General features: G+C 61.3%; 23 protein-coding genes. 4 read left to right on the forward strand and 19 right to left on the reverse strand.

The features are described 5' to 3' along the window. Nucleotide 1: 1 nt before the first annotated feature. From ACP7CJ_RS00190 to ACP7CJ_RS00220, 7 genes are all read right to left on the reverse strand, one after another. Entirely contained in the window at nt 2-904 is a 903-nt protein-coding gene (locus ACP7CJ_RS00190; protein WP_247400090.1) for a chemotaxis protein CheV, read from the reverse strand. 96 nt (nt 905-1000) lie between these two features. Further along, nucleotides 1001-1975, reverse strand: coding sequence for a 2-hydroxyacid dehydrogenase (locus ACP7CJ_RS00195; RefSeq protein WP_426099712.1), 975 nt, complete (start codon nt 1973-1975; stop codon nt 1001-1003). Nucleotides 1976-2270: 295 nt separating this feature from the next. Next, nucleotides 2271-2879 (reverse strand): hypothetical protein, encoded by a 609-nt coding sequence (locus tag ACP7CJ_RS00200; RefSeq protein ID WP_247400094.1) that lies wholly within the window; start codon nt 2877-2879, stop codon nt 2271-2273. Beyond that, nucleotides 2876-3484, reverse strand: a complete 609-nt coding sequence (locus ACP7CJ_RS00205) for a hypothetical protein (RefSeq protein ID WP_426099711.1) — start codon at nt 3482-3484, stop codon at nt 2876-2878. Before ACP7CJ_RS00205 ends, ACP7CJ_RS00200 begins: the two co-directional genes overlap by 4 nt. Further along, complete coding sequence (locus tag ACP7CJ_RS00210; protein ID WP_426099710.1) at nt 3481-4095, reverse strand: hypothetical protein; 615 nt, start codon at nt 4093-4095, stop codon at nt 3481-3483. Before ACP7CJ_RS00210 ends, ACP7CJ_RS00205 begins: the two co-directional genes overlap by 4 nt. Beyond that, on the reverse strand, nt 4092-5543 hold the full coding sequence (locus ACP7CJ_RS00215) for a PAAR domain-containing protein (RefSeq protein WP_426099709.1): 1452 nt from the start codon (nt 5541-5543) through the stop codon (nt 4092-4094). Before ACP7CJ_RS00215 ends, ACP7CJ_RS00210 begins: the two co-directional genes overlap by 4 nt. 134 nt (nt 5544-5677) lie before the next feature. Then, complete coding sequence (locus tag ACP7CJ_RS00220) at nt 5678-6646, reverse strand: LysR family transcriptional regulator (RefSeq protein WP_276196585.1); 969 nt, start codon at nt 6644-6646, stop codon at nt 5678-5680. Nucleotides 6647-6828: 182 nt separating this feature from the next. Here ACP7CJ_RS00220 and ACP7CJ_RS00225 point away from each other — a divergent pair, with 182 nt between their 5' ends. Genes ACP7CJ_RS00225 through ACP7CJ_RS00240 form a run of 4 tightly spaced genes read left to right on the forward strand, consistent with a single transcriptional unit; the run spans nt 6829 to nt 11613 of the window. Next, nucleotides 6829-8340, forward strand: a complete 1512-nt coding sequence (locus ACP7CJ_RS00225; RefSeq protein ID WP_426099708.1) for an efflux transporter outer membrane subunit — start codon at nt 6829-6831, stop codon at nt 8338-8340. 10 nt (nt 8341-8350) lie between these two features. Further along, nucleotides 8351-10552, forward strand: coding sequence for an FUSC family protein (locus ACP7CJ_RS00230; RefSeq protein WP_276196587.1), 2202 nt, complete (start codon nt 8351-8353; stop codon nt 10550-10552). Beyond that, the gene (locus ACP7CJ_RS00235; RefSeq protein WP_071486049.1) at nt 10542-10742 is read left to right on the forward strand and encodes a DUF1656 domain-containing protein; all 201 of its coding nucleotides are present in this window, start codon (nt 10542-10544) and stop codon (nt 10740-10742) included. Before ACP7CJ_RS00230 ends, ACP7CJ_RS00235 begins: the two co-directional genes overlap by 11 nt. A gap of 10 nt (nt 10743-10752) precedes the next feature. After that, entirely contained in the window at nt 10753-11613 is an 861-nt protein-coding gene (locus tag ACP7CJ_RS00240; protein WP_426099707.1) for an efflux RND transporter periplasmic adaptor subunit, read from the forward strand. Nucleotides 11614-11667: 54 nt separating this feature from the next. Here ACP7CJ_RS00240 and ACP7CJ_RS00245 read toward each other — a convergent pair whose 3' ends face one another. From ACP7CJ_RS00245 to algK, 12 genes are all read right to left on the reverse strand, one after another. Continuing rightward, nucleotides 11668-12069 carry a DUF4440 domain-containing protein gene (locus ACP7CJ_RS00245; protein WP_276196589.1) on the reverse strand — a complete coding sequence of 134 codons (402 nt, stop codon included), beginning with the start codon at nt 12067-12069 and terminating at the stop codon, nt 11668-11670. Further along, nucleotides 12070-12882, reverse strand: coding sequence for an SDR family oxidoreductase (locus ACP7CJ_RS00250; RefSeq protein WP_426099706.1), 813 nt, complete (start codon nt 12880-12882; stop codon nt 12070-12072). A gap of 14 nt (nt 12883-12896) precedes the next feature. Then, complete coding sequence (locus tag ACP7CJ_RS00255; protein WP_276196591.1) at nt 12897-13361, reverse strand: multidrug transporter; 465 nt, start codon at nt 13359-13361, stop codon at nt 12897-12899. A 276-nt stretch (nt 13362-13637) separates the two neighbouring features. Further along, a complete protein-coding gene (locus tag ACP7CJ_RS00260; RefSeq protein ID WP_276196592.1) occupies nt 13638-15089 on the reverse strand; it encodes a mannose-1-phosphate guanylyltransferase/mannose-6-phosphate isomerase in 1452 nt (483 codons plus the stop codon). Between the two features lie 221 nt (nt 15090-15310). Beyond that, nucleotides 15311-15964: an alginate O-acetyltransferase AlgF gene (locus ACP7CJ_RS00265; protein WP_247403357.1), complete on the reverse strand. Its 654-nt coding sequence runs from the start codon at nt 15962-15964 to the stop codon at nt 15311-15313. A gap of 16 nt (nt 15965-15980) precedes the next feature. Continuing rightward, nucleotides 15981-17165, reverse strand: coding sequence for an alginate O-acetyltransferase (locus tag ACP7CJ_RS00270; RefSeq protein WP_426099705.1), 1185 nt, complete (start codon nt 17163-17165; stop codon nt 15981-15983). An 11-nt stretch (nt 17166-17176) separates the two neighbouring features. Further along, nucleotides 17177-18709 (reverse strand): MBOAT family O-acyltransferase, encoded by a 1533-nt coding sequence (locus ACP7CJ_RS00275; RefSeq protein WP_426099704.1) that lies wholly within the window; start codon nt 18707-18709, stop codon nt 17177-17179. A gap of 223 nt (nt 18710-18932) precedes the next feature. Further along, nucleotides 18933-20042 (reverse strand): mannuronate-specific alginate lyase, encoded by a 1110-nt coding sequence (locus tag ACP7CJ_RS00280; RefSeq protein ID WP_276196595.1) that lies wholly within the window; start codon nt 20040-20042, stop codon nt 18933-18935. Nucleotides 20043-20050: 8 nt separating this feature from the next. After that, nucleotides 20051-21499, reverse strand: a complete 1449-nt coding sequence (locus tag ACP7CJ_RS00285; RefSeq protein WP_276196596.1) for an alginate O-acetyltransferase — start codon at nt 21497-21499, stop codon at nt 20051-20053. A gap of 11 nt (nt 21500-21510) precedes the next feature. Next, nucleotides 21511-23100 carry a mannuronan 5-epimerase AlgG gene (algG, locus tag ACP7CJ_RS00290; RefSeq protein ID WP_426099703.1) on the reverse strand — a complete coding sequence of 530 codons (1590 nt, stop codon included), beginning with the start codon at nt 23098-23100 and terminating at the stop codon, nt 21511-21513. Beyond that, entirely contained in the window at nt 23100-24587 is a 1488-nt protein-coding gene (locus tag ACP7CJ_RS00295; RefSeq protein ID WP_426099702.1) for an alginate export family protein, read from the reverse strand. Before ACP7CJ_RS00295 ends, algG begins: the two co-directional genes overlap by 1 nt. Next, nucleotides 24584-26086 (reverse strand): alginate biosynthesis TPR repeat lipoprotein AlgK, encoded by a 1503-nt coding sequence (gene algK, locus ACP7CJ_RS00300; protein WP_426099701.1) that lies wholly within the window; start codon nt 26084-26086, stop codon nt 24584-24586. The genes ACP7CJ_RS00295 and algK overlap by 4 nt, the downstream gene beginning before the upstream one ends. Nucleotides 26087-26091: the final 5 nt, after the last annotated feature.

A 26091-nucleotide genomic window follows, 5' to 3' on the forward strand; every position in this document is an offset into this window, starting at 1 on the left:
GTTACAGGCCTTTTTGCGCCACGGTCTGGGCGGCCACCACTAGGCATTTGGTCAGCTCGGGTGAGGAGAATTTGGTTAGCACGGCGTCGGCTCCGGCCACACGTGCTTTTTCGCTGTTCATCGCGCTGTCCAGGGAGGTGTGCAACAGCACGTAGAGGTCCTGGAAATCGGGGGTTTCGCGCAGGGTGCGGGTGAGGGCGTAACCGTCCATTTCGGACATTTCGATGTCCGACACCACCACGTTGATTTGCCCGGCGGTGCCCTGCAACTCCAGCAATACGTCGATGGCTTCCTTGGCGCTGCGCGCGGTGTGGCAGGTCAGGCCCAGGTTGCGCAGGGTGTGTACCGACTGTTGCAAGGCGACCTGGCTGTCATCCACCACCAGGATGCGCGCATTGCCCAGGACTTCGGCCTCTTCCATGGTCAAGTCGGTCGGCGCCATTTCAATCGGCACCGGCGCGATGGCGTGGATGACTTTTTCGATATCCAGCACCTGCACCAGGCCGCCTTCTACCTGGGTGACCCCGGTGATGAACGAGCGGTTACCGCCGGCGCCGAAGGGCGGCGGGCGGATATCGGTGGTCAGGCAATGCACGATCTTGCTCACCGCCTGCACATGCAGGCCCTGTTTGGAGCGGCTGACGTCGGTGACGATCAGGCAACCGCCGTCCGGGTCCACCAACGGCATTTCGCCGAGGGCGCGACTCAGGTCGATCACCGACAGCGAGGTGCCGCGCAGCATTGCGATGCCTTTGACGTGGGGATGAGACTCCGGCAGCTTGGTCAGCGGCGGGCAGGGGATGATTTCGCTGACTTTCAGCAGGTTAATGGCCATCAACTTGCCGCTGCGCAAGGTAAAGAGCAGAAGCGAGAGTGAGTCTGCGCGGGCTTTAGAAGTGGACATAAAAACCTTCTGTGGATCAGGGGGAATCATCTATGGAAGGTTATCGACTTCATCGGCCCAGGCTTTAGGGGCATGCGCCGATGAAGTCGGCTTATCTCAGCCCTTCCACACCTGTGGGTTGATCAGGTCCTGCGGGCGTTGGCCGAGCAGGGCGCTGCGCAGGTTGTCCAGGGCGCGGTTGGCCATGGCTGCGCGGGTTTCATGGGTCGCCGAGCCGATGTGCGGCAGGGTCACCGCATTGCTCAGTTGGAACAGCGGCGACTCGGCCAGCGGCTCCTGTTCATACACGTCCAGCCCCGCCCCGCGAATACGCTGGGTTTGCAGGGCTTCGATCAGCGCCGGCTCGTCGACCACCGGGCCGCGGGAAATATTGATCAGGATCGCGCTGGATTTCATCATCCCCAGCTCGCGATGGCTGATCAGGTGCCGGGTCTTTTCGCTCAACGGCACCACCAGGCAGACGAAATCCGCTTCAGCCAGTAACTGCTCCAGGCTGCGCATCTGCGCGCCCAGTTCCTGTTCCAGTGCGGTCTTGCGGCTGTTACCGCTGTACAGAATCGGCATGTTGAAGCCCAGGCGCCCGCGACGGGCGACGGCGCCGCCGATATTGCCCATGCCGACGATGCCCAATGTCTTGCCGTGTACGTCGCCGCCGAACAACGACGCGCCGACGCTGGCTTTCCACTGGCCGGCCTTGGTCCATGCGTCCAGCTCGGCGACCCGGCGTGCGCTGCTCATCAGCAGGGCGAAGGCCAGGTCGGCGGTGCTTTCGGTGAGGACGTCGGGGGTGTTGGTGAGCATGATCCCGCGTTCGTTGAGGTACGCCACGTCATAGTTGTCGTAGCCCACCGACACGCTGGACACCACTTCCAGTTGGCTCGCGCCTTCGAGCTGCGCGCGGCCCAGCTTGCGACCCACGCCGATCAGGCCGTGGGCGTGGGGCAGGGCTTCGTTGAACTGTGCGTTGATGTCGCCCAACTTGGGGTTGGGCGCGATCACCTCGAAATCCTGTTGCAGGCGTTCGATCATTTCCGGGGTGACGCGGCTGAAGGCGAGGACAGTCTTTTTCATTGCAGGCGGGCTCATCGACTACGGGAGAATGCCAAGCAAGCTAACATTTATCCCGTTAACGCAACACCACTGCAGGAGCGAGTTTGCTCGCGAAAAACGCCAAGACACCACGTAGGATCGTTCCTATGCGTGGGAACGCATACGGTGACGCTCTGCGTCCCGGCTTCACGAGCGAGACGCAGAACGTCCGGGCCTCACTCCCCCGCTGAGCGTGGGAACGATCAATAAACGGATCACCGACCATGCCAGTAGTAAGGTAATGGCCCGCCCGAGCACGCCACATCGCAGTTGTTGCTCAAGGTTGCACCCACGGGGTGGCCAGTTGGAAAGTGATTAGGTAGCGCTCTTCGTCGGGGTTTCGGTAGTCATGGAAGCGACGAACGCCCACCATTAGCTGATACTGATCACCTGCTTGCCAATAGAACGTCCCGCCACCGTCAGAATCTCTCAGTTTGGCACGCCACTCAGGCGTATCGGCCAGCTCCGGGTTGCTCGCTTCATGAATGAGCACCCAGCCACCCTTGCGCCATTGCCCCTGTAGGTCCATTACAACCTTGAGTGTGTCATCCAGAAGCAACGGTTCTACTTGAGGGGACATCGTAATGTTCTCGACCCGCTCGCGATTGAATGCCACCGTGAAAAAACGTGCCATTGGCGTCACGAAACCATATTGAGGATCGATGAAGCGAAGGCGTGCATCGGTACGCGTTTGCCTCCCCCAAAATGTTCCGGGGATGGCGGGATCGATTTCTGCACTGGACCGCTGGCGCATGTCCTCCCATGGCTCGCCAAGCATCACTGCGATTTCAGGTTCGTCGGCGTAGAGGCTGATCGCTGACCACGCCAGTAATAAGATGATGACCAGCCCGAGCACTCCACGTCGCCGGTTTGTGCTCAAGCTCATGGTTGCACCCACGGGGTGGCCAGTTGGAAAGTGATTAGGTAGCGCTCTTCGTCGGGGTTTCGGTAGTCATGGAAGCGACGAACGCCCACCATCAGCTGATACTGATCACCTGCTTGCCAATAGAACGTCCCGCCACCGTCAGAATCTCTCAGTTTGGCACGCCACTCAGGCGTATCGGCCAGCTCCGGGTTGTAATTGACCCGGATGGGAATCCATCCGCCTTTGCGCCATTGCCCCTGTAGGTCCATTACAACCTTGAGTGTGTCATCCAGCAGCAAAGGTTCTACTTGAGGGGACATCGTAATGTTCTCTACCCGCTCGCGATTGAATGCCACCGTGAAAAAACGTGCCATTGGCGTCACAAAACCATATTGAGGATCGATGAAGCGAAGGCGTGCATCGGTACGCGTTTGCCTCCCCCAAAATGTTCCGGGGATGGCGGGATCGATTTCTGCACTGGACCGCTGGCGCATGTCCTCCCATGGCTCGCCAAGCATCACTGCGATTTCAGGTTCGTCGGCGTAGAGGCTGATTGCTGACCACGCCAGTAATAAGATGATGACCAGCACGAGCACGCCACGTCGCCGGTTTGTGCTCAAGCTCATGGTTGCACCCAAGGGTTTGCCAAGGCCAACTTGATAAGATAGCGCTCTTCTGTGGGGTGTCGATCATCCTTGAATCGATTGACTACCAGCATGACCTGATATTGATCAGCTACTTGCCAGTAAGATGTTCCACCGCCCATCACGTCTCGTAGCTGATCACGCCACTGCAGAGTATCGGCGAAAGGCGGATCGCTCTTTTCATGAATGGGTATCCAGCCACCCTTGCGCCACTGCTCCTGTAAGTCCAATACGACCTTGAGCGTGTCATCGAGCAGTAAGGGTTCGATTTGCGGGGACATTCGTACACCTGTGACGCGTTCTTCGCCGAAACTTATGCTAAAAAATCTAGCCAATGGCGTCACGAATCCGTATTGAGGATCCATAAAACGAAGGCGGGCATCAGTCCTTGTTTGTCTCCCCCAGTAGTGCCCCGCAATCGCCGGGTCGATATCCGCGCTGGAGCGTCGACGCATCTCTTCCCAAGGTTCGTCCAGTAGCAGCCTGATTTCGGGATCGTCTGCGTTTAGGCGGGCCGCCGTCCATGCCAGTAATAAGGTAATGACCAGCCCGAGCACGCCACGTCGCCAGCCTAATGTCGCCAGTCGGCTCATTGCAGGTTCCTGCCAAAGGCGATGTCGTCGATAGACTGTTCGATACGAATGCGTTCGGCGCTTTGCAGTAGCTCGTTGAACCGGGCTGCAGCTTTGAGCACAAAAGTCATGCGTTGTTGAATATCGGACAGGTCGGCGAAAGGGGAGTTGCTGAAGCTGACGCTACGCCCGTCATGGGTTGGGCTGCACTGGCTGGTCAGCGTCAGTTCAATTGCCTGCGCGACGCCGGAGGGTATGCCTGTAACGTAGGATAGATGGTTGGCTCGCAGCAGATTGACCAGTTTTGTGTCGCTGTAGAGGGTTGGTTGGAGGATATTACGCTGTTCGTGCCAAGCCAGATAAACAACGCCTTCAGCGATATCGTCGACTTCGATAGCTTGGAACGCTTGCAAGATTTCGTTATAGCTTTCTCCGAATTTCAACGTCCGGTGTCCAACCGGCCATAGCACCGAATGGCCACTCCCGTAAATGTTCGCGCGTAAAGGCAAGCACGTCTCCAATTCCGCCAACCCCCGCTCCCTAAAAAACAAATGCAGCGCATACACATCTAAAAACAGCGTGGTATTGCCCATCGCCATCATTTCGTACACATGCTGGTAAAGCTGCTGTACCGCAGAAAACGGTTCCTGCTCTTGCCGCCAGTCGATACCGGGCACCGGGTTGTTGCGCCGGGCCTGTTCATAGTCGCGTTGGCGCTGTTCGTACTCGCCCAGCTTGGTGCGCCGTTCACGCTCTTCAGTGCTGAACAGCCCCCAGAAACCTTTTCTTGCATCTCTCTTCAGTTGCTCTTGTGCCTCATGTTCAGCCTGAATGCCTTCAATTGATTGCGCCGCATGCAGCAATCCACAGCCCACCTGCTTGGAGGCGAACGCCGCGAGGCCCGCCCACTGAAAGCGTGGGTCCGCACGCCACAGTTGGGCGTAGGCTGAGTTGATGGCGCGGTTACGCGCCTTGGGATCGGCGATCAGTACACCGTTGGGTGCCACGATAGCTTCGGCTCTGTCCTGGTACTGACGCCAAAGGTTTTCGCAGGTTGGCGCAGGCGTTTTGTTGACGCTTGTTGAGAGCGGCGTCTGCGGGGATTTGGCAGCAGAAGGCGACGCACTTTTAGTGGGTTCTGGTGCTGCTGCACGGCTTCGAGGCTGCGCGGCGGGCGGTGCCACGTCAATAATCTGTGAGCTGATGGTCTGATGGGCAATCAGCCGAGGCGGCGGGTCGCACTTGCAGCGACAGATATCGCCGTCCAAGGCCGTGTTGACACCGTTTATTGTATCTACCAGCCGTGGCCCTTCGCAGACGATAACGCCGACTGTTTTGCAGGCAGGGCAATAGACCTGATCGCCTTCGCACGCTTGAGCCTGGTCGATAATGCTGCTGAGATCGCTACCGCTGCGCACGATACCGCCAGCTGTGGTTCTGTCCCCTACCGTGATGTGAAAGCGCTCCATCCCAGATATATCCCTTTGTAATCCTCAGGAAGGGCCACGGTAGGGAGGGTGGGATGAAGCGAAAAGTCAGACGCTTCCTGGTCTGGTGTAGGTGAGCTCCGTAATGATCGTTCTCTGCGTCGGAGCGGTCAGTTTCAGTTCGCCAACCGCACGCCGCCCAGGCTGCCGCTCAACTCATACGCGACCAACTCAGCCTGATGCGCCGCGAGAATTTCCGGCAGCGAGCCGCGCAGGTATTCCACCCAGGTCTTGATCTTCGCATCCAGGTACTGACGCGACGGGTAAATGGCGTACAGGTTCAGTTCCTGGGAGCGGTAGTTGGGCATCACCCGTACCAGCGTGCCGTTGCGCAGGCCTTCGATGGCGGCGTACACCGGCAACAGGCCGACGCCCATGCCACTGGTGATGGCGGTTTTCATCGCATCGGCCGAGTTCACCAGGAACGGTGATGTGTTGATCGCGACACTTTCCTGGCCGTCGGGGCCGTTGAAGCTCCATTTGTCCAGCAGGACGACCGGGCTGACCAGGCGCAGGCAGGCGTGGTTGAGCAAATCGTTGGGCCGTTGCGCGCAGCCTTTGGCCTTGACGTAGTCCGGCGACGCGCAGGCGATGCTGTAGGTGATGCCCAGGCGCTGGGACACGAAGCCCGAGTCCGGCAGTTCGCTGGCCAGCACGATGGACACGTCGTAGCCCTCATCGAGCAAGTCCGGCACGCGGTTGGCCAGGGTCAGGTCGAAGGTCACGTCCGGGTGAGTGCGGCGGTAGCGCGCAATGGCGTCGATGACGAAATGCTGGCCGATACCGGTCATGGTGTGCACTTTCAATTGGCCGGAGGGGCGCGCGTGGGCGTCACTGGCTTCGGCCTCGGCTTCCTCGACATAGGCCAGGATTTGCTCGCAGCGCAATAAATAGCGTTTACCGGCTTCCGTGAGCGCAATGCGGCGGGTGGTGCGGTTGAGCAAGCGGGTTTGCAGATGGGCCTCAAGGTTGGAGACCGCGCGCGAGATGTTGGCGGTGGTAGTGTCCAGTTGTGCGGCGGCGGCGGTGAAGCTGCCGGCCTCGGCCACACAACTGAAAGCGCGCATGTTTTGCAAAGTGTCCATGGGGTGTTCTCAAGGGAGATGACAAATTGTGACAGAAAGTTACGTAGACCAGTGATCCCTACGAAGGGATTATCGCCTGAACGGTAATAAAGATTCACAGGAATACCAGCTTATCGCCATTCCCCTTGCGTCCTAGAATTGTGCCACCTACCCCGCATCACCCACCTCAGGAATTCGCAGCAGTGCCGCGTCGCATCAGCAGAGAGCTGAAGACTCTCAGTGTTTGGGCCTTATCGTTAGCAATCAGCGGCTGCATCGGAACCGGAGGAATCGCCCCCCAAGACCAGGCCCTCAACGCCAATACCCTGGCCACCGACGAGGCGATTCAGAGCGCCGCCCGGGACGCCCACTGGCCCACCGCACAATGGTGGCAGGTCTACGGTGACCCCCAACTCAACCGTTGGGTCGAACTCGCCACCCATGACAGCCCGAGCCTGGCCATGGCTGCCGCACGTGTGCGTGAAGCGCGGGCCATGGCCGGGATTGCCGAGTCGGCCGAGTCGTTGCAGATCAACAGCGACACCACCCTCAAACGCCACAACTGGCCGAACGATCAGTTCTACGGCCCGGGTGCATTGAGCGGTGCCAACACCTGGGACAACAATACCTCCCTGGGTTTCAGCTACGCCCTCGACCTGTGGGGCCGTGAAAGCAACGCCACCGAGCGTGCCGTTGACCTGGCGCACATGAGCGCGGCCGAAGCACGCCAGGCCCAGCTCGAACTGCAGAACAACGTGGTGCGCGCCTACATCCAGCTGTCGCTGCACTACGCCAACCGCGATATCGTCGCGGCCACGCTGGCCCAGCAACAGCAGATTCTCGATTTGGCGAATAAACGCCTGAACGCGGGCATCGGTACGCATTTCGATGTAAGCCAGGCCGAAACCCCGTTGCCCGAGACCCATCGCCAGCTCGATGCCCTGGACGAAGAGATCGCCCTGAGCCGTAACCAGTTGGCGGCATTGGCGGGCAAAGGCCCGGGCGAGGGCGCGCACCTGCAACGTCCGACCTTATCTCTCGGCGCGCCGCTTAAATTGCCGTCCAGCTTGCCCGCGCAATTGCTCGGCCAGCGCCCGGACGTGGTCGCCAGCCGCTGGCAGGTGGCAGCGCAGGCGCGTGGCATCGATGTCGCGCACGCCGGCTTCTACCCCAACGTCGATCTGGTCGGCAGCCTCGGCTACGTGGCCACCGGCGGCGGCATGCTGAGCTTTCTGACCGGCAAGAAACTCAACTACAGCGTCGGCCCGGCCATCACCCTGCCGATCTTCGACGGCGGCCGCCTGCGTTCGGAACTGGGTGAAGCCAGCGCCGGCTATGACGTCGCCGTGGCGCATTACAACCAGACCCTGGTCAACGCACTCAAGGGCATCAGCGACCAGTTGATCCGTCGCGAATCCATGAACAAGCAACAGGGCTTCGCCGCGGAATCGGTGGCCTCGGCGCAGAAAACCTACGACATCGCGATGATCGCCTACCAGCGCGGCCTCACGGACTACCTCAATGTGCTGAACGCCCAGACCCTGCTGTTCCGCCAGCAGCAGGTCGAGCAACAGGTGCAGGCCGCGCGTCTAACGGCCCATGCCGACCTGGTGACCGCCCTGGGCGGCGGGCTTGGCGCTGGCAACGATGTTCCGCAAGCTACCAAGACTGTCCCGAGCAAAACCCCGGCGGCGCTCGCCGTGTTTGATCACTGAGTAGGATTTAATGACTCCCTTGCCTGCACCGCTGCGCTGGCTGTATTCCCTTGAGTGGCGCCGTGGCTTTTTCGACTGGGCACGCAGTGATGGCGTGACCTGGGTGTACATCTTCAAGGTGCTGATCGCCGCGTTCGTCACGCTGTGGCTGGCCATGCGCCTGGAACTGCCGCAACCGCGCACCGCGATGATCACCGTGTTTATCGTGATGCAACCGCAGAGCGGCCAGGTGTTCGTCAAGAGCTTTTATCGCTTCCTCGGTACTTTGGCCGGGTCGGCGGCGATGGTGTTTCTGATCGCCTTGTTTGCGCAGAACACCGAGCTGTTCCTCGGCTCGCTGGCGATCTGGGTAGGTCTCTGCACCGCCGGCGCCACGCGCAACCGCAACTTTCGCGCGTATGGGTTTGTGCTCGCCGGTTACACCGCCGCGATGGTCGGCCTGCCGTCCCTGGCCCACCCGGACGGAGCGTTTATGGCGGCTGTGTGGCGCGTGCTGGAAATTTCCCTGGGGATTCTCGTCTCCACGTTGGTCAGCGCAGCGATCCTGCCGCAGACCTCCAGTGCGGCCATGCGCAACGCGCTGTACCAGCGGTTTGGCGTGTTCGCGCTGTTCGTCACCGACGGCTTGCGTGGGCGCAGCCAGCGCGAGAACTTCGAAAGCACCAACGTGCGCTTTATCGCCGAAGCCGTCGGCCTGGAAGGCCTGCGCAGCCTCACCGTGTTCGAAGACCCGCACATGCGTCGGCGCAACGGCCGGCTCAGCCGCCTCAACAGCGAGTTCATGAGCATCACCACGCGCTTCAACGCCTTGCACCAGTTGCTCGAACGCCTGCGTGCCGATGCCGCAGACCACGTCGTCGCTGAAATCAAACCGGGTTTGCAGGACTTGGCCGAAGTGCTCGACGGGTTCTCCGGCCGCGCCCTCACCAGCCCCGACGCGGCGCGGTTGGTCACCCAGTTGAGCGTCTACAAGGACGGCTTGCCCGCCAAGGTCCGCAGCCTGCGAGCGATCTTCCAGGAAGGCAACCCGAGCGAAGCCGAGCAGCTGGATTTTCATACCGCCTACGAATTGCTCTACCGCTTCGTCGATGACCTGCACAACTACGCGCAGACCCACGCCTCCCTGGCCGATCACAGCCATGCGCGGGAACAGTGGGACGAAACCTTCATCCCCAAAACCAACTGGCTGGCCTGCGTGGCCTCGGGGGTGCGGGCGTCGTTCATCCTGATCGTGCTCGGCAGTTACTGGGTGGCGACCGCCTGGCCCAGCGGCGCGACCATGACCATGATCGCCGCCGCCACCGTCGGCCTGTCCGCCGCCACGCCGAACCCCAAACGCATGGCGTTCCAGATGGCCTGCGGCACCTTGATCGGGGCGTTGGTGGGCTTCGTCGAAATGTTTTTCGTGTTTCCCTGGATCGACGGCTTCCCGCTGCTGTGCGTGATGCTCGCGCCGGTGATCATCCTTGGTGCCTTCCTCGCCTCACGCCCGCAATACGCCGGGGTCGGCGTGGGCCTGCTGATCTTTTTCAGCACCGGTTCGGTGCCGGACAACCTCACGGTCTACAACCCCTACACCTTCATCAACGACTACATCGCCATGATCATCGGCATGCTGGTGTGCGCGGCGGCGGGTGCGATCATCCTGCCGCCCAACAGCCGCTGGTTGTGGCGCCGCCTGGAACAGGACCTGCGCGAGCAAGTGGTGTACGCGATCAGCGGCAAGCTCAAGGGCTTGGCGTCGAGTTTCGAAAGCCGCACCCGCGACCTGCTGCACCAGGCCTACGGCCTTGCCGTCGGCCAGCCGCAAGTGCAACGCAACCTGCTGCGCTGGATGTTCGTGGTGCTGGAAGTCGGCCACGCGATCATCGAACTGCGCAAGGAGCAGGCGATCCTGCCGGTCCACCCGGCCTATGCCGAATCCCAGCCCTGGCGCCAGGCGATCCGCGTGATGGGCCGCTCCCTGGTGCGCCTGTTCCTGCAACCCAGCGCCAGCAACCTGGAGCGCGGGCTGATTGCCGTCGACCACGCGATCAGCCGCGTGCAGGCCACCGACGAACCCTTCGCGCCGCACTTCGATACCTCGGCCCTGCGCCGGGTGAAAAGCTACCTGCACTTTATCCGTACTTCGCTGCTGGACCCGCAATCGCCGCTGGCGGCCTACAAGCCCCAAGGCGCGCTTATGTTGAAAGGAGCTGGGCATGCCTCGTGAAATCGCGTTCCACGGCATTTACATGCCGACCATGACCCTGATGTTTTTGATCGCGGCGGGGTTGGCCTGGGCGCTGGACCGCTTCCTGGCCGGGTTCGACCTGTACCGTTTTTTCTGGCACCCGGCGTTGCTGCGCCTGAGCCTGTTCGTTTGCCTGTTCGGCGCCCTGGCGCTGACCGTCTACCGTTGAGAATGCCCCGATGAAAAAGTTTTTCAGCCTGCTCGCGACCTTGCTGGTACTGGCTCTGGCGATCTGGATTGGCCGCACGCTGTGGGTGCATTACATGGAAACGCCCTGGACCCGCGACGGCCGCGTGCGCGCCGACATCATCAACGTCGCCGCCGACGTCACCGGCGAAGTGGTCGATGTGCCGGTGCGCGACAACCAGTTGGTGAAAAAGGGCGACCTGCTGATGCAGATCGACCCCGAGCACTACCGCCTCGCCGTCAAACAGGCGCAAGCCCTTGTCGCATCACGTAAAGCCACCTGGGAGATGCGCAAGGACAACGCCCACCGCCGCGCCGACCTCGACGCGCTGGTGATCTCCAAGGAAAATCGCGACGATGCCAGCAACATCGCCGACGCGGCCATGGCCGACTACCAGCACGCCCAGGCACAACTGGAAGCCGCCGAACTGAATTTGAAACGCACTCAAGTCGTGGCGGCCGTCGACGGCTACGTCACCAACCTCAACGTGCATCGCGGTGACTACGCGCGCATCGGCGAAGCCAAGATGGCCGTGGTCGATATGAACTCGTTCTGGGTCTATGGCTTCTTTGAAGAAACCAAACTGCCCCACGTCAAAGTCGGTGATAAAGCCGATATGCAGTTGATGAGCGGCGAGACGTTGAAAGGGCATGTAGAAAGCATCTCGCGTGGCATCTACGACCGCGACAATCCCGAGAGCCGCGAGCTGATCGCCGACGTGAACCCGACCTTCAACTGGGTGCGCCTGGCGCAACGGGTGCCGGTACGGATTCATATCGATGAAGTGCCGGAAGGCGTGTTGTTGGCGGCCGGCATCACCTGCACGGTGATCGTCAACCAAACGCCGAACTGAAAGGTGGGAGGGGCGGTGCGACGATTCGACTTGCCCCTCCCACAATTGACCGCGTTAAGCCTTGATAAATGTCTCATGCAGATGGCGCCATAGCAGCGCGCCGCTGGCCTGCTTCTCGAACACCACGGTGGCGCGGCGATCGGTCCGGGTGCCGCTGTCATCGACCTGGTGTTCGCGGTACGTCACCGTGGCACCCCGCGCATGGCGGTCAATCCCGGTCATTTCACTCAAGGTGATTTTCAACCCCGGGCGCATGCCGCCCAGGCGAGTGAACAGGGCATTGACCCCAGCCGCATTGACCCGGGTGCCGGTGGCGGGGGCGACCATGCTGAACTCGGGTGAGAAGCGCGCCAGCAAATTGTGCAAGGTGCCCTCGGGCGCAACCCCGGCAAACCATTGTTCGATCTCGACGTGGGTCTGGATCACTTCTTCGAAAAAGTCGCTGTAGTCGATCATTTATAAACTCCCATTCAAACCAAAGCGTCGCTTCAACACTTTTTCCAATAATCCTTTGGGCAGTAACGCCGCCATCAACGGCAGCGCTCGACTGCCGTTGCCCGCGCGTAATAACCGCGGCGGTGTTGGTTGTTGCACGGCTTTCAGGACGTGGTTGGCAAATTGGCTGGCCGGTGTCGGGTTGTCCTGGGAGGCCTGGGAGCGCGCGCGGATACCGTCGCGCAACGGCCACCACGGCGACTGCTCATTGATCAACAACTCAGCCTGGGCCCCGGCGTTTTTTGCAAAACGCGTATCGATCGCCCCCGGTTGCACTTCCATCACCCGCACGCCAAACGGCGCCAGCTCCATGCGCAGGGCATCGCTCAAGGCATGCACGGCTGCCTTGGAGGCGCAGTAGGCACCGGCGAACGGCGTGACCAGCACCCCGGAAACGCTGCCGATATTCACCACCAGGCCTTTACCGCGACGCAGCGCGGGGAACAGCGCCTGGGTCACGCCGACGATGGAAAATACGTTGGTCTCGAACTGGCGCTGCATCGCTTCGGTGCCGCCGTCGAGCAACGGGCCCATGGCGCCGTAGCCGGCGTTGTTGATCAGCACATCCAGTTCGCCCCACTGCTCGGCCAGGTGTTGCAAGGCGGCGCTGTCGTTGACGTCCAGTTGCACCGCGTTGAAGCCGGCGGCGGACAAGTGGGCGACGTCTTCCGGTTGGCGGGCGCTGGCCCACACGTCGAAGCCGGCGGATTTGAAGGCCTCGGCCAAGGCGCGACCAATACCACTGGAACAACCGGTGATGAGTACGTTGGGCATGGATCAGTCCTTTGTCAGTCCGAGAAGCTGCCTTGCACATGCTCGGCGCGAAACTCTAGGGTTTGCGGGCGGTAGCCAGGGCGTAGCGGCGGGGTGGGCAGGCAATCGTCCCAGGTGGCGCCGGCCTGCAACTCGCCGGGGCCGCGATAGCGCGGGGCGGCGTAGACGTTGTCGGCCAGGTTGATCGTGTCGCCCGGCGCATAGGCGGCGACGCGCCAGCGCAGTTCGGTCAGCGGTACGTCGTTGCCGTTGTTCAGGCTCAGTTTCAGTGGGCGATCGGCGGGGCAGTCCTGTGGGGCGTAGATGATGCGCAGCTCCAGGCGCGCCAGTTGCGACGCTTCGCGATTGTCCAGCCACACCACCCACACCGCGACCAGGCCCAGGCCGACTGCAGCGGCCAGCGACACCGGCAGTGCCTTGGCCGGGTAGCGCAGCAACAGGACCAGCCAGGTGATGATCAGTAGAACGCCGAAAAACATGGAGACCACCTCGAATAGGGAACGAGCATCCTAACTTAAGCGTAGGTGGGATTGGCTACCTTGAGATGTGAGGTGGCTGGGCTGACGCCATCGGGGGCAAGCCCCCTCCCACATTCGACCGCATTCCAAATGATGTACTCGGTCCAAATGTGGGAGGGGGCTTGCCCCCGATGAGGCCCTCAGCACCACCACAACCCCAAAAACAAAAAGCCCCCACCCAAGCCACTGCGGATAGGGGACGCAATGACCTGGGCGAGGGCTTCTTGTACGACTGTTTTACTGCGCGATCGTTTTCACCGACACACCGCGCTCAATCGGGGTCGAGCGACCATAGATATCTTCAAACCGCTCGATATCGTCCTCACCCAAATAGCTGCCCGATTGCACTTCAATGATCTCCAACGGGATCTTGCCCGGGTTGCGCAGGCGGTGTACCGAGGCGATCGGGATGTAGGTGGACTGGTTCTCGCAGAGCAGGAACACGTTCTCGTCACAGGTGACTTCAGCGGTGCCGCTGACCACGATCCAGTGTTCGGCGCGGTGGTGGTGCATTTGCAGCGACAGGCACGCGCCCGGCTTGACCGAGATGTGCTTGACCTGGAAACGCCCGCCCATGTCGACCGAGTCGTAGGAGCCCCACGGACGGTAGACTTCGCAGTGGTTCTGGGTTTCGCTGCGGCCCTGTTCGTTGAGGGTGTTGACCATCTGCTTGACGCCCTGGACCTTGTCCTTGTGGGCAATCATCATCGCGTCCTTGGTTTCCACCACCACGATGTTTTCCAGGCCGATCACCGATACCAGCTTGCCGTTGCCGTGGATCATGCAGTTCTTGCTGTCCTGGATCACCACGTCGCCCTTGGTGACGTTGCCGTTGACGTCTTTATCGTTGACCGCCCACAGCGATGCCCAGCAGCCCACGTCGCTCCAGCCCGCGCTCAGCGGCACCACGCAGGCGCGTTGGGTTTTTTCCATCACGGCGTAGTCGATGGAATTGTCCGGGCAGCAGGCGAAGGTGGCTTCGTCGAACGTCACGGTGTCGGCGTCTTGCGCGCTGCGTTCGAGGGTCAGCACGCAGGTGTCGTAGATGTCCGGATCGTGCTTTTTCAGCTCTTCGAGGAAGCGGCTGGCGCGGAACAGGAACATGCCGCTGTTCCAGAAATAACCGCCGCTTTTGACGAACTCGACGGCGCGTTTTTCATCGGGTTTTTCCACGAACTGTTGCACGCGGCTCACGCCTTCGGGCAACAGCGAGTCGTTGGTGGATTTGATGTAGCCATAACCGGTTTCCGGACGGGTCGCCGGTACACCGAACAGCACCATCTCGCCGCGCTCGGCGGCCACGGTGGCCAGGGCCAGGGCGCGTTGCAGGGCTTTCTGGTCGTCGATCACGTGGTCGGCGGGCAGCACCAGCATCAGCTCGTCGCGGCCTTCATTGACCAGCATCATCGCGGTCAGCGCCACGGCCGGCGCGGTGTTGCGGCCGAAGGGCTCCATCAGGATGCGCTGGGTTTCCAGCTTGCGCACGCTCAGTTGCTCGTTGACGATGAAGCGATGGTCTTTGTTGCAGACCACGATGGGGGATTCCATTCCATCGAATACCAGGCGCTCCAGGGTTTGCTGGAACAGCGTGTGCTCGCCGGTCAGGGCCAGGAACTGTTTAGGAAACTGTTTACGGGAAAGCGGCCAAAGACGTGAGCCGCTACCACCGGAAAGGATTACTGGGATCATGCTGTTTCTCCTTGAATCGATTTGGGTCAGAGCTACGAAGGTTTGTCGTTTCACTCTTGTTTTTGTCTCGGGCCGGACTGACGCCTCTGTCCTCTGTAGGCGTGAGCTTGCTCGCGAAGAACTCCCAGACACCGCGTACATCCAGAATGCCCGCGTCATCATTGGCGATTTTCGCGAGCAAGCTCGCTCCTACAGTGGGTTGCTGTCAGTCCGAGAAATGTTTAGCGGGTCGACACGGGGCGCTTGACCCACACTGGCGACAGGCTGCTGCCGGAACCGGTGACGTACAGCACCGCTGCTTCACCACGCTCCAGGGCTACCGGCTTCACGTCGCCGACTTTCTTGTCGCCGTCGTACAGCGCCAGGCTGACTTTCACCGGGTTGATTTCGCGTTCGCCACGGCTCTTGGCGGCCACGGCCTTGACCACGTCGGTCTTGCCGTCGGCGGTTTTCAAGGTCAGGGCCCTGTCGCTGAGGTTCTGCACGCGCACCAGGGATTTCTGTTTGTTTTTGAACGGCGGCTCTTCGATCAGTTGGGGCTGACCGCTGCTGTTGTTGACCAGGGTGTAGTAGTGGTCGGCGGCAAGTTTCACTGACACGGACTGGCTGCCGACCTTGGCGCTGTAGTCGCCGCCGGGCATAAAGCTGAAGTCACTGCTGGCCAGCGGGGCCACTTCGCTCAGGTTGGTGCTGCCGACGGTGGCGCTGACTTCCTGGTTGGCGGCGTTGTAGACCCGCACGAAGCTGGAGCCTTTCGGTGCGACAGGGCCGTACAAGGCTGCGTCGCCGGCGAAGGCGGACATCGATACCAGGCTCATGCCGGCAGCCAGGGCCAGAGTTTTGGCGAGACGACGCGGAGTCGTAGTGAAAGTCATGTGAGTTACCTCTCTTTCAGTTTTGCGCCCGTTCGGGCGTCTCGGATTTTGGGTGTTTAGCTGGGGTGTTCAGTGCCATGTTCTGTTGGCGCGTACCGGCTTGTTTAAGTTGCGCAACCCACTGCGGGTCGGCATCGCCGATTTCGTTGTTCACGGGCAGATAACGTTCAGGAAACTCCCAGATCAGCACCTGCGGCGGGCTGTTCTTGAAGTCATCGCTTTTGAGGTAGCTGAGCATCGGCAGGATCGGGCCGTGGCCGTCTTCGGAGTAGTTGATGACATCGCTGCCCAGGGCTTGCTTGAGCGCGCCGACGAAGTTCCAGTTGGGGTTGGCGCTGTAGCTGGTGCCGACCAGTGCTACCGGGGTTTCGCTGTCGCTGAACAGCGCGTCGTCGCCTTTGGTGTCGGCCAGGCGCGTGACGCGTTTTTCCAGCGGCTCCTTGGGCGGCATCAGGTTTTCGAACAGCGGGTCCAGGGGCAGGAACAGACGCAGGTCGCCACTGTGCGGGGCGGTTGTCTCGGCCTCGGTGACAAAGCGCTGCGGCTCGCCGCTCAGTGGGGTCTTGGCGGCAATCGCCTTGGCCAGTTGCTTGGCGGCGATTTCGGCACCGTCCGGGGTCCAGTGGGTGTCGGTGCGCAGGAACACTTGCTGGCCGCCGAGCTTGGCCTGTTGCAACGGGCCGAGCAGGTCTGGGGCGAGGATGTGGTCGGCGGCGACACGGGCGTGGAAGTCCTGGTACAGGTTGGCGTGGATGCTCGCCGGTTTCACCTCACCGAGGTGCTCCGGGTACAGGCGTACCTTGGCCGGAATGATCGCCATCACCAGTTGAATGCCTTGGGCCTTGAGCTGCTGGCGCACGCCTTCGACCAGGGCGTAGTTGCCCTCCAGGTTCTGGTCTTCGTTGACGGCCGGGTTGAACTCCTCGTCGCTGTACAACCAGTGATCGCGACCCAGCACTACGCCAGGGCGGCCTTCATTGAACAGCTTGTAGTCCAGCGCAGCCCAGAGGTTGGTGCCGATGCGCTTGATCGGGAACTGGTCGTCGTAGTGCGTCTCGACGGCCTTGGTCCAGCGACCATTGAGCACGGTGGCGTCGGCATTGGTGTTGAAGCCGAAGAAACTGCGCATCGACCAGGCGCCCAGGGCCAGCAGCACCAAGAGAAACAGCGCGATATAGAGGACGCGAAATGAACGGGTCATGGTCGGCTCCCTCAGAATTGGAAGTAAAGGAACGGCGAGAAACTCTGCGCCGACAGTTTGAGAATCGACGCCACGAACAGCAGCAGCACCGCTGCGCGCATGGCGTAGCGTGGCCAGTCAGCGGTCCAGTAGGCCGGTTGTACGGCGGCGTCTTTACCGACGGTGAAACCTGGCTGGTGGATGCTGCCAGGGTCGTCGCCAGGCACTGCCTTGATCAGGCTCGGGTCGGCCGGCTTGGTTTTCTCGGCAGGGCGGTTGCGGTAAAAGTCGCGCAGGCCAAAGAACGCCAGGGTTGCGTAGGCCACCACCAGGGTTGCCACTTGCAGGCCGGTGAGGTTGGCCCGGTTGAGTTCCGACAGCGACCACTCGCCAAAGCTGAACATCGCGCCGTACATGCGGCCGGCGACGTGCAGGTTTTCGGAACGGAAGATCACCCAGCCCATCACCACCAACAGGAAGGTGAAGACCCAGCGCACCGGGTTGAAGCTGCGCGGCGAGGTGTTGAGGCCGATGGCTTTCTCGATGGCCAGCCACATGCCGTGCCAGGCGCCCCACACGATGTAAGTGATGTTCGCACCGTGCCACAGGCCACCAAGCAGCATGGTCAGGAACAGGTTGCGGTAGGTGGTCAGCGTGCCTTTACGGTTGCCGCCCAGGGTGATGTAGAGGTAGTCACGCAGCCAGGTCGACAGGCTGATGTGCCAGCGCCGCCAGAACTCGGTGATCGATTGGCTGATGTACGGCTGCTTGAAGTTTTCCATGAAGCGGAAACCCATCATCAAGCCCAGGCCGATGGCCATGTCGCTGTAGCCGGAGAAGTCGAAGTACAACTGCGCGGTGTAGGCCAGCGCACCGAGCCAGGCATCGCCGGTGGTGGGGTTTTGCAGGGCGAAACAATGGTCGGCCACCACCGCCAGGGTGTCGGCGATGAAGACCTTCTTGATGAAACCCTGCATGAACCGCGTACAGCCCTCGGAGAACTTGTCGAGGGTGTGGGTGCGGTTGTTGAACTGGTCGGCCAGGTCGCGAAAACGCAGCACGGGGCCGGCGATCAAGTGCGGGAAGATCGCCACGAACGCTGCAAAGTCGATGAGGTTGCGCGTGGCCGGGGTGTCGCCGCGATACACGTCGATGATGTAGCTGATGGACTCGAAGATGTAGAACGAGATCCCGATCGGCAACAGCACGTGGGTGAGGATAAACGGCTCCAGGCCCGCTGACTTCATCATCACGTTGATGCTGTCGACGCCGAAGTTGGCGTACTTGAAGTAGCCGAGGATGCACAGGTCGAGCACCACGCCCAGCAGCAGCCAGCGTTGGGCCGGCTTGGTACGCACGCCGGCGGCACCGACCTTGAGGCCGATCCAGTAGTTCCACAGCGTGACGGCGGCGAACAGCGCCAGGAAGTCCACTCGCCACCAGGCGTAGAACACGTAGCTGGCCAGCAGCAGCAGCAGGTTGCGATAGCGTTGCCCGCTCAAGTAGTACAAGCCGAGAAAGATCGGCAAGAACAGAAACAGGAACACATTGGACGAGAAAACCATCCCGATCTCTCCACGTTTAACCAACAGTCAAGGGCCGGAGCCCCCCCAAACCCCCCCACGAATCCGGGGGGAGGTTGTATTGCGTTCTCACTGTCGAAATGCGGTCAGAAATGTGGGAGGGGGCTTGCTCCCGATAGCGGTGTGTCATTCAACACAGATGGCGACTGGTACACCGCCATCGGGAGCAAGCCCCCTCCCACATTTCTTTTTAAACCGCGTTTCGTCAGTGGCTTTTGTTGCCTTTCTCATGTGTCGGGTCGTAGACCTTGGTCAGGTCACCCCCCAGGCGAAAGGTCTTGAACGGCTGCATTCCATGTTTGCGCTCGAGCACATCCGGCGCGCAGGTGTAGAGGCTGCAGAACGGCTCAAGCCAGGCGAATTTCATGTCTTCCTTGAGGTCCTTCATGTCCTGCTCTTTGCCGTTCTTCTGCTCGAAGATCTGCGGGTCTTTGACCCCGGCCAGCACCTTGTCGCCCAGGCGTTTGAGCGCGCCGTTGTTTTCCTGGCGCAGGTCCACCCCGTTGACCAGGGCAAAACTGGCGATCATCGACAGCGGTGGCAGGGCGTAGTTGTGGTACGACAGGGCGCGCTGCTGACGTTTCAATTCGTTCGGCAGGAAGCCTTGGTCGTCGATCTGGTTGACGCCGACCTTGTATTCCTTCACCGACCAATCAAACAGGTCGCGACGGTTGGTCGCGATGGACGTCGCCATCACCGACCAGGCGGCCCAGTAGGAGTGGTTGTTGGTTTTTTCCAGCGGCAGGTTGTCCCAGTCGCTCACCACCTGATCGGCCAGCCGGTTGAACCAGGCTTCGATCAGCTGCGATTCCTGCTGGTGGTTGGCCAGCGGGTGCGAGTCGGAGAACTTCAGGCGCACATAGGCCGAGGCCATGCTGCCCAGCGCCCATTTGCGCATGGATTTGCCGGTATGGTTGAAGTCCTTGGACATCAACGCATCCGCCTTGGCCCAGCTGGTCAGCCAGTTCAAGGTGCATTCCAACTGTTCCGGGCGACCGTCGCGCATGAACTGCATCACGCGCTTGCTGGTGTCTTTTTCCAGCGTGGTGATGTCGGCGGTGCTGTCGCGGAAGGCTTTTTCCGACTGCACGTTCAGCGTGGAGCGCGCCTTGTCCGAACCTTCGTACTTGCTGCGAAACTGCAGCGAGCCGGTGTAGGGCGTCGGCATCGCGTCGCAGCCGTCCTTGAAGTCGCCGGTCTTGAACGCCTCGATCGGTGCAAAGTAGCCCTGGGGCGGGCGCAGCGGCGCGGCGGCATTCACGGAGCCAGCGAACATCGCCAGGCCCAGTAAGGTAGGGATCAATAACTTCTGCATAGGTAACCTCATTGCCCGGTAGAGGCAGTCTGTTGACCACCTGCGGGGAATACGTTGCGTGTGCAAATTTTCGCTTCGACTTTTTGCGCGGCAGCACCCGCTTCGGGGCCCTGCACTTCCACGGCCAGCAAGTTCTGCGAGGCCCAGTCTTCGTCGGTGCGCAGTTCAAAGGCGAAACGCCCGTCTGTATCGGATGTTTCGGGTTTCTCGATCTTGATGTCCTCGTGGCGCCCATTCATGTACCAGAGGGTGGCTTGCAAGGTTTTCACCGACGGATCGGCGAAGCGGATATCGACCTGATGGTTGACGTTGCGCAGGTCTTTGTTCGAGCTGTTGACCATTAATTCGTTCTTGCCGGGTTTCAAGGTGGCGCTGGCACTCATCTGCGCGGTCTTGCCTTCGCAGCCGTTGTCCAGCAACGACATCATCTGGCGATAGATGGTTTCCTGGTCGAGGCGGTACAGCGGCGAGAACTCCCAGATCAAGATCTTCGGCGGACTCTTCTGGAATTCGTCGCTGCCCAGGTACTGGATCATCGAGCCTTCCAGGCCACCGCCGGGGAAGGCGACGTTGAGGATGTCGGCACCGATTTCCTGTTCAAGGAAGCCTGCGAAGTTGTAGTTCTTGCCGCTGTGGCTGGTGCCGACCAGGGTGATCTGCGGGTTGCCCGAATCGCCGAACAGGTCGCCGTCGCCCGCTTCGCCCTTGGGCTCGGTGGTGAACTGGTCCATGTACTGGATCGCGTAGCTGGTGCCGCAGAGTTGCCCGGCCATGTTGTGCAGGGTGCCGGTCTTGCCCATGCGCCCGGAGCGCTTGGTCTCGAATTCACGCTTGGGAATCTCGGCGAACTCGGGCATCGCACGTACTTTGGCGCCGACGATTTTTGCGGTGCGCTGGGCGCCGTAAGGGGTCCAGTGCTGGTCGCCGCGGAAGTAGAAGTCGTGGGCCGGCAATTCATCCGGGAGCTGCTCGTTGGTCAACGGCGACAGGTCCGGCACCACGTAGCCCATCTTGGCGAAACGGCCGAGCATGGTTTTGTAGTTGCCCAGGGCCTTGTCGAAATCGAACGTGGCTTTTTCCTCGGGGTTGAGCTTATTGCGGTTCACCAGGCCACGGGTCGGTTGGTAGACCACCACCAGTTCCACGCCCTTGGCCTTGAACGCATCGTGCAGTTGTTGCATGCGTTTGTAGCCGGCGGGGCTGGTGTCGAACTCGGTGCGCAGATCTTCCTGGGTACGGAACAGCCAGTCGCCCTGGGCTTGCACCAGGGTGGTGAAGTTCTGCTGATAGCGCGTGGTGTAGTTCTTCGCGTCATGCGCCGCCGGGCAGAGGCTGCAGCACGGTTCGGCGCTGAAGGTCGGCGCCTTGATTTCGTCGGCGCGCACGCCCTGGCTGGCCGCAAGCAGGCCGAGGGTCAGACCCGAGAGGCTCAGCAGTTTGATCATGTGTGGGTGCATAAGGGTCATCCTCAGTCCTGCATTTCGGTCTGGCGTTCGACAGGGTCGATCAGCACGGCTTTCTGCTGGCGTACCAGCAGGTCGAGAATTTCTTCCTGGCGCTCGCCAAGAATGCCGTTGAAGCTGATGCCGCTGGATTTGGTCGGCGCCAGCATCGACACGCGGTACAACTCGATGCTCAACGGCGAATCGATCGACAGCGGCCCGCTGCCGTTACCGGCCAGTTCACCGCCGACCACGATCAGCGAGACCTTGGCGTCGAACGGGTCGAGGGCGATGTCGCGGTCGGTGTCGGTCAGATCCTTGATGTGGCCGTAGACCCCGGTCAGGCCGTTGGCCATCGAGGTGTTTTCGTACAGCTTGATGTTGACGCTGTTACGTATACGGATGCCGTGGCGACGGTTGGCGATCACTTTGTTGCCCCACAACAGGTTGTCGCCGCTCTCGTAGAGCGTGATGCCGTCGGTGTGGTTGCGGTAGATCTCGTTGTCGGCGATCAGGTTGTTCACGCTGTTACGGTCGATCACCAGGCCCGAGAGTTTGTTGTCGTAGCTGCGGTTGTTAAAGATGAAGCTGTCGTTCACTTCCCGGGAAATGATGATGCCGTGCTTCTTCTTGGTGCCGTAGACGCTGTTGTCCGCGATGATCAGGCCGTGGGAACGGTCGTGGGGGTCAATCCCGTAGACAATGTTGTCTTTGTAGGTATTGCCCTTGATCACGAAGCCTTCGGTCTCGTAGCAGTAGAAGCCGTACCACATGTCCGAGAACTCGGAATCGATGATCCAGCCGGTCGGCTCAGAGCGCTTGAGCACCTTGGCCATGTTCGGCGTGTACTGGGAAATACTCACCCCATACGACTTACTGTTGGCGTAACCGAAACTGGCCATCTTGGTGTTGGCGATGTAGGTCTCGGTGCCGCCCCAGGCCAGCAGGAACGGACGGAATTCATTGGGCGACTGGAAGGTCGCCGGGCCGTTGGCCTTTTCTTTCCAGCCGGTGATCTTGGTATCGCGCACAAACAGTTGGCCGTCGTTGATCAGGAACGAACCGGCTTCCTGGGACAGGCGCAGTTCTTTGGTCTGCTTGTCGATGTCCAGGATGCCCTTGCGCCCGACCACGATCGGCAACTTGGCGAGGAACACGCCCGGCGAGGTTTCGCTGAGGTACTGCTTGGGCACTTTGCCCAGCAGGTCCTTGAGGTTCATGTAGCCGTCGTCGATAAAGATCGCCTGGGGAATGCCGTGCTGGCGCACCACCCACTCGGCCATCTTGTTGTCGCCGCCGATGAAGTCCTTGAGCGCATCTTCCTGCATCATGCGGCGGATGCTGATTTTGCCGGGCTTCTTGCGCACGATCTTTTTTTCCATCGCCGCAGCGGTGTAGCCCGACAGGTCCGGCAGGGCCGGCTTGGGCATTTCCAGCGGTGCGGTCGGCGGGCTGGAAATGGTGTAGGTCTTGGCCTGTTGCAGTTCTTTGGCGATGGTCGGCGCCTTGACCGGCTGCGCGGTATCGGCGACGGCTGTGGCGCTGGCCATCAGCATCGCGGTCACCAGCAAGCATCTGCCTGTGAAGGGGTGAGCAATCATTGCGCGGGCTCCCATCAGAACTTCCAGATCACGTCGACAAAGGCGCGATGCATGTACGAGTCGACCTGGCTGCCATAGGCGTCGCCCGGTTTGAACACGCCGGCACGAAAGCGCACCAGCGCCGACGGTTCGTCGATCGACTGGCTGAGCGCGGCCGGCAGCAGGCCTTTTTTGAAGTACTTGGTGACGACCAGGTCCATCTCCTGGCCCAGGTCTTTCTTGCCGTCTTCAAGGGGCAGCGAGGTGCTGGACAGGATCGCGCCGGTCACGTCATCGGTGTTGTTCTGCACGGCATCGATGCCGTTGCTGCCCACCGGCTTGTTGCCGTCGACGCGCCAGAACTTGTGGTACACCAGGCTGGCGTCATAGTCCTCGCGCAGTTGCCAGGAAGCGAACAGGCTCATGGACTGCATGTTGTTCATCTCGCCGCGAAACGCTTCGCCGAAACGGTGGACGCGGGACTGCGTGCCGGTCCAGTTCGAGCGGTTGCTCTGCAGGCCGTTCTGCTCGTATTCGGCGCTGGCGCGCGAATAGGCCGCACCGACTTGCCACTGCGGGTCGAGGCGCAGGCGCACACCCAGGTCGGTGGCCCAGCCACTGACGTCGTCGCTGCGCTTGGCGGCGGTGGGGCGGGTGCCGTCGGCGTTCAAGGCGTTGACCGTGTCGCGGTCGCCCTGCATGCCGGTGACGCTGGCCCAGTAGTTGACGGTGTTGGTGTTGCGCCAGTTGTAGGCGTCGCTGTTGGCTTCGATGCCGAGCCAGGTCAGGTCGCCGTTCTCGCGTTTGTCCAACGGGTCAGTGGCCACGCCCGGTTCGGCGTAGTCGAGCTTGCCGTCGTCATGGGTGTGGTGACCGCGCAGGCCGATCCACTGCCCCGGCGTCCACTGGTAGGCGGCGTCAGCGTAGAAGTGCTGGCGGTCCTTGTCCTTGGGCGACAGTTCCTTGAGGTCGGTGCGGTATTCGCTGAAACGTTCGGCGGCACCGACATTGGCCTTGAGCAGGGTCGTGTCGAAGGTCCAGTTCAGCGCTTCGATATTGGTGTCGCGCCATTGGCCGTCGTCATTGTGCAGACGTTGGCGACCGAGCTTGAGGATCTCGCCGGGGTAGGGCGTGAAGCCGCTGTAGCCGACCCAGAACTCGCGCATGGCCAGGTAGTTCTTCTTGGTCTTGCGGTCGTCGTTGCTCGATTGCTCAGTGGCGTCACTCGACGACTGTTGCAGGGTGTCGGTCTCGATGATGTCGCTGGAAGCCACCGCCTGGCCCATGGCGTAGGCGCTCCAGTTGCCGCTTTCGCCGTAGATCCACGGGCGCAGGTCGAGGCCGATGCCGTTGACGTCGCCACCCGCTTTGGTGCCCAGGTCGCGGTCGTCTTCGGACTGGCCGGTGATTTTAACGTCCATGCCGAAATTCTTGGTTTCAGTCAGCGCGGCCAGAGTCGGGCACGACCACAGCAGGGCGAAGGTCAGGCCGATACCGGCCTGCACGAATGGATTGAGCTTCATAGGGATTCCTCGCCGTCTTCTTCTTGCAGGGCGTGCAGTTGCAGCGTGCTCTGGGCCAGGGTGCCGCGCGCGGCCAGTTCCTGTTGCACCAGGCGTTGGCCTTCGGCGCGTTGTTCCGGCGTCAGCGGGGTTTCGAGCTGCGTGGCCAGGTCATTGGCCTCTGGCGTGTCCTGGGCTTTAGCCAATTGGCTGAAGACATAGGCGTTCAATGGGTCGGGCTTGGTGCCCTTGCCTTGGGAAAACAATTGGGCGATGGCGAAGTCGGCGCTGTTCTGGCCGTTGCGCGCAGCGGTCAGCAGGTGGTCCAGGGCCTTTTGCGAGTAGACCTTGCCCAGGTAGCCACGGCGGTAGATCTGGCCGAGGTAGTAATCGGCGGCCACTTCCCGGCCCACGGCTTTTTGGAAGTGTGCTTCGGCGGCCTTGGCGTCTGCCGGTACCCACTTGCCATCGTAGTAGAGCTTGCCCAGCAACAGCTCGGCGCGCGGCTGGTCGGCGGCGCGGCCGTTTTCCAGGTACTTCATCATCTGGTCGACGTCACCCAGTTCGGGGAAGTCGTAGAGCAATTGCGCCAGGCTGACCCAGGACGCGGGGTAGCCGGGGGCGATTTTTTCCAACAGGGCCTGGGCGGTTTTCTCGTCGGTGGTGCCCAGCGTAGCGTCGCCCAATACGCGGGCCACGCTGTCGACACGCTGCGCGGTGACGGTGCCACGGCTGTAGCCGGCTTCCATCTGCTTGAGCAGTTCGGCTTGTTTTTCCGGCTGGGCTTTTTTCTGGTAGACCGTGGCCAGCTCGACGTAGCAGATATCGGTGGTGTTCAGCGCGGCCTTGCAGATGCGCTCAACGTCATCCAAGTGCTGGTCGTAAGTGTCCTGGGTGCGATAGAGCAGCACTTGGGCCAGACCGGCTTCCGGGTAACCCGCCGCCTGCCATTGGTTGATCTGCTGCTGGGCGTTCACGTTGGGGAAGCTGTGTGGGTATTGCAGGTACAGCATCGCCAGCGGGATCAGGGTGTTGCCTTCGCCATTGGCGAAGGCTTTTTTCAGCAGACCTTCGGCTTCGTGGTGTTCGGCTTCGGTGGCGCCGGGCTTGGCCACCAGCAGACGACCCAGGCGGGCCTGGGCGCGCGGCGAAATATCCGCCGCAGCACGGTAAGTGGCCTCGGCCTGTTGGATTTGCGCCGGATCGCGGGTGCCTACCTGGATGTCGGCCAGGCCCACCTGGGCCTCGCTGTAACCCAGGTCTGCCAGTTGCTGGTAATTCTGCTGCGCGGTGACGGTATCGCCACGCTTGAGCGCTTCATTGGCCAGGCGTTGGTCGGGCAGGCCGGCGCAACCGGCGAGGCTGACCGCAAGTGCCAGCAACGCTACAGAACCCTTGTGGGCGCGGGCTTGCTCGCGATGCAGGCCATGCGGTCCGTCAGGCAAACCGCGCAGATCCCATCGCGAGCAAGCCCGCTCCCACAGGGATTGCGGTGTTTTTAGGAGAGTCGTCACAGGCATGTCCT

The sequence above is a fragment of the Pseudomonas sp. PSPC3-2 genome (assembly GCF_049897085.1).
Taxonomy (GTDB): domain Bacteria; phylum Pseudomonadota; class Gammaproteobacteria; order Pseudomonadales; family Pseudomonadaceae; genus Aquipseudomonas; species Aquipseudomonas paraveronii.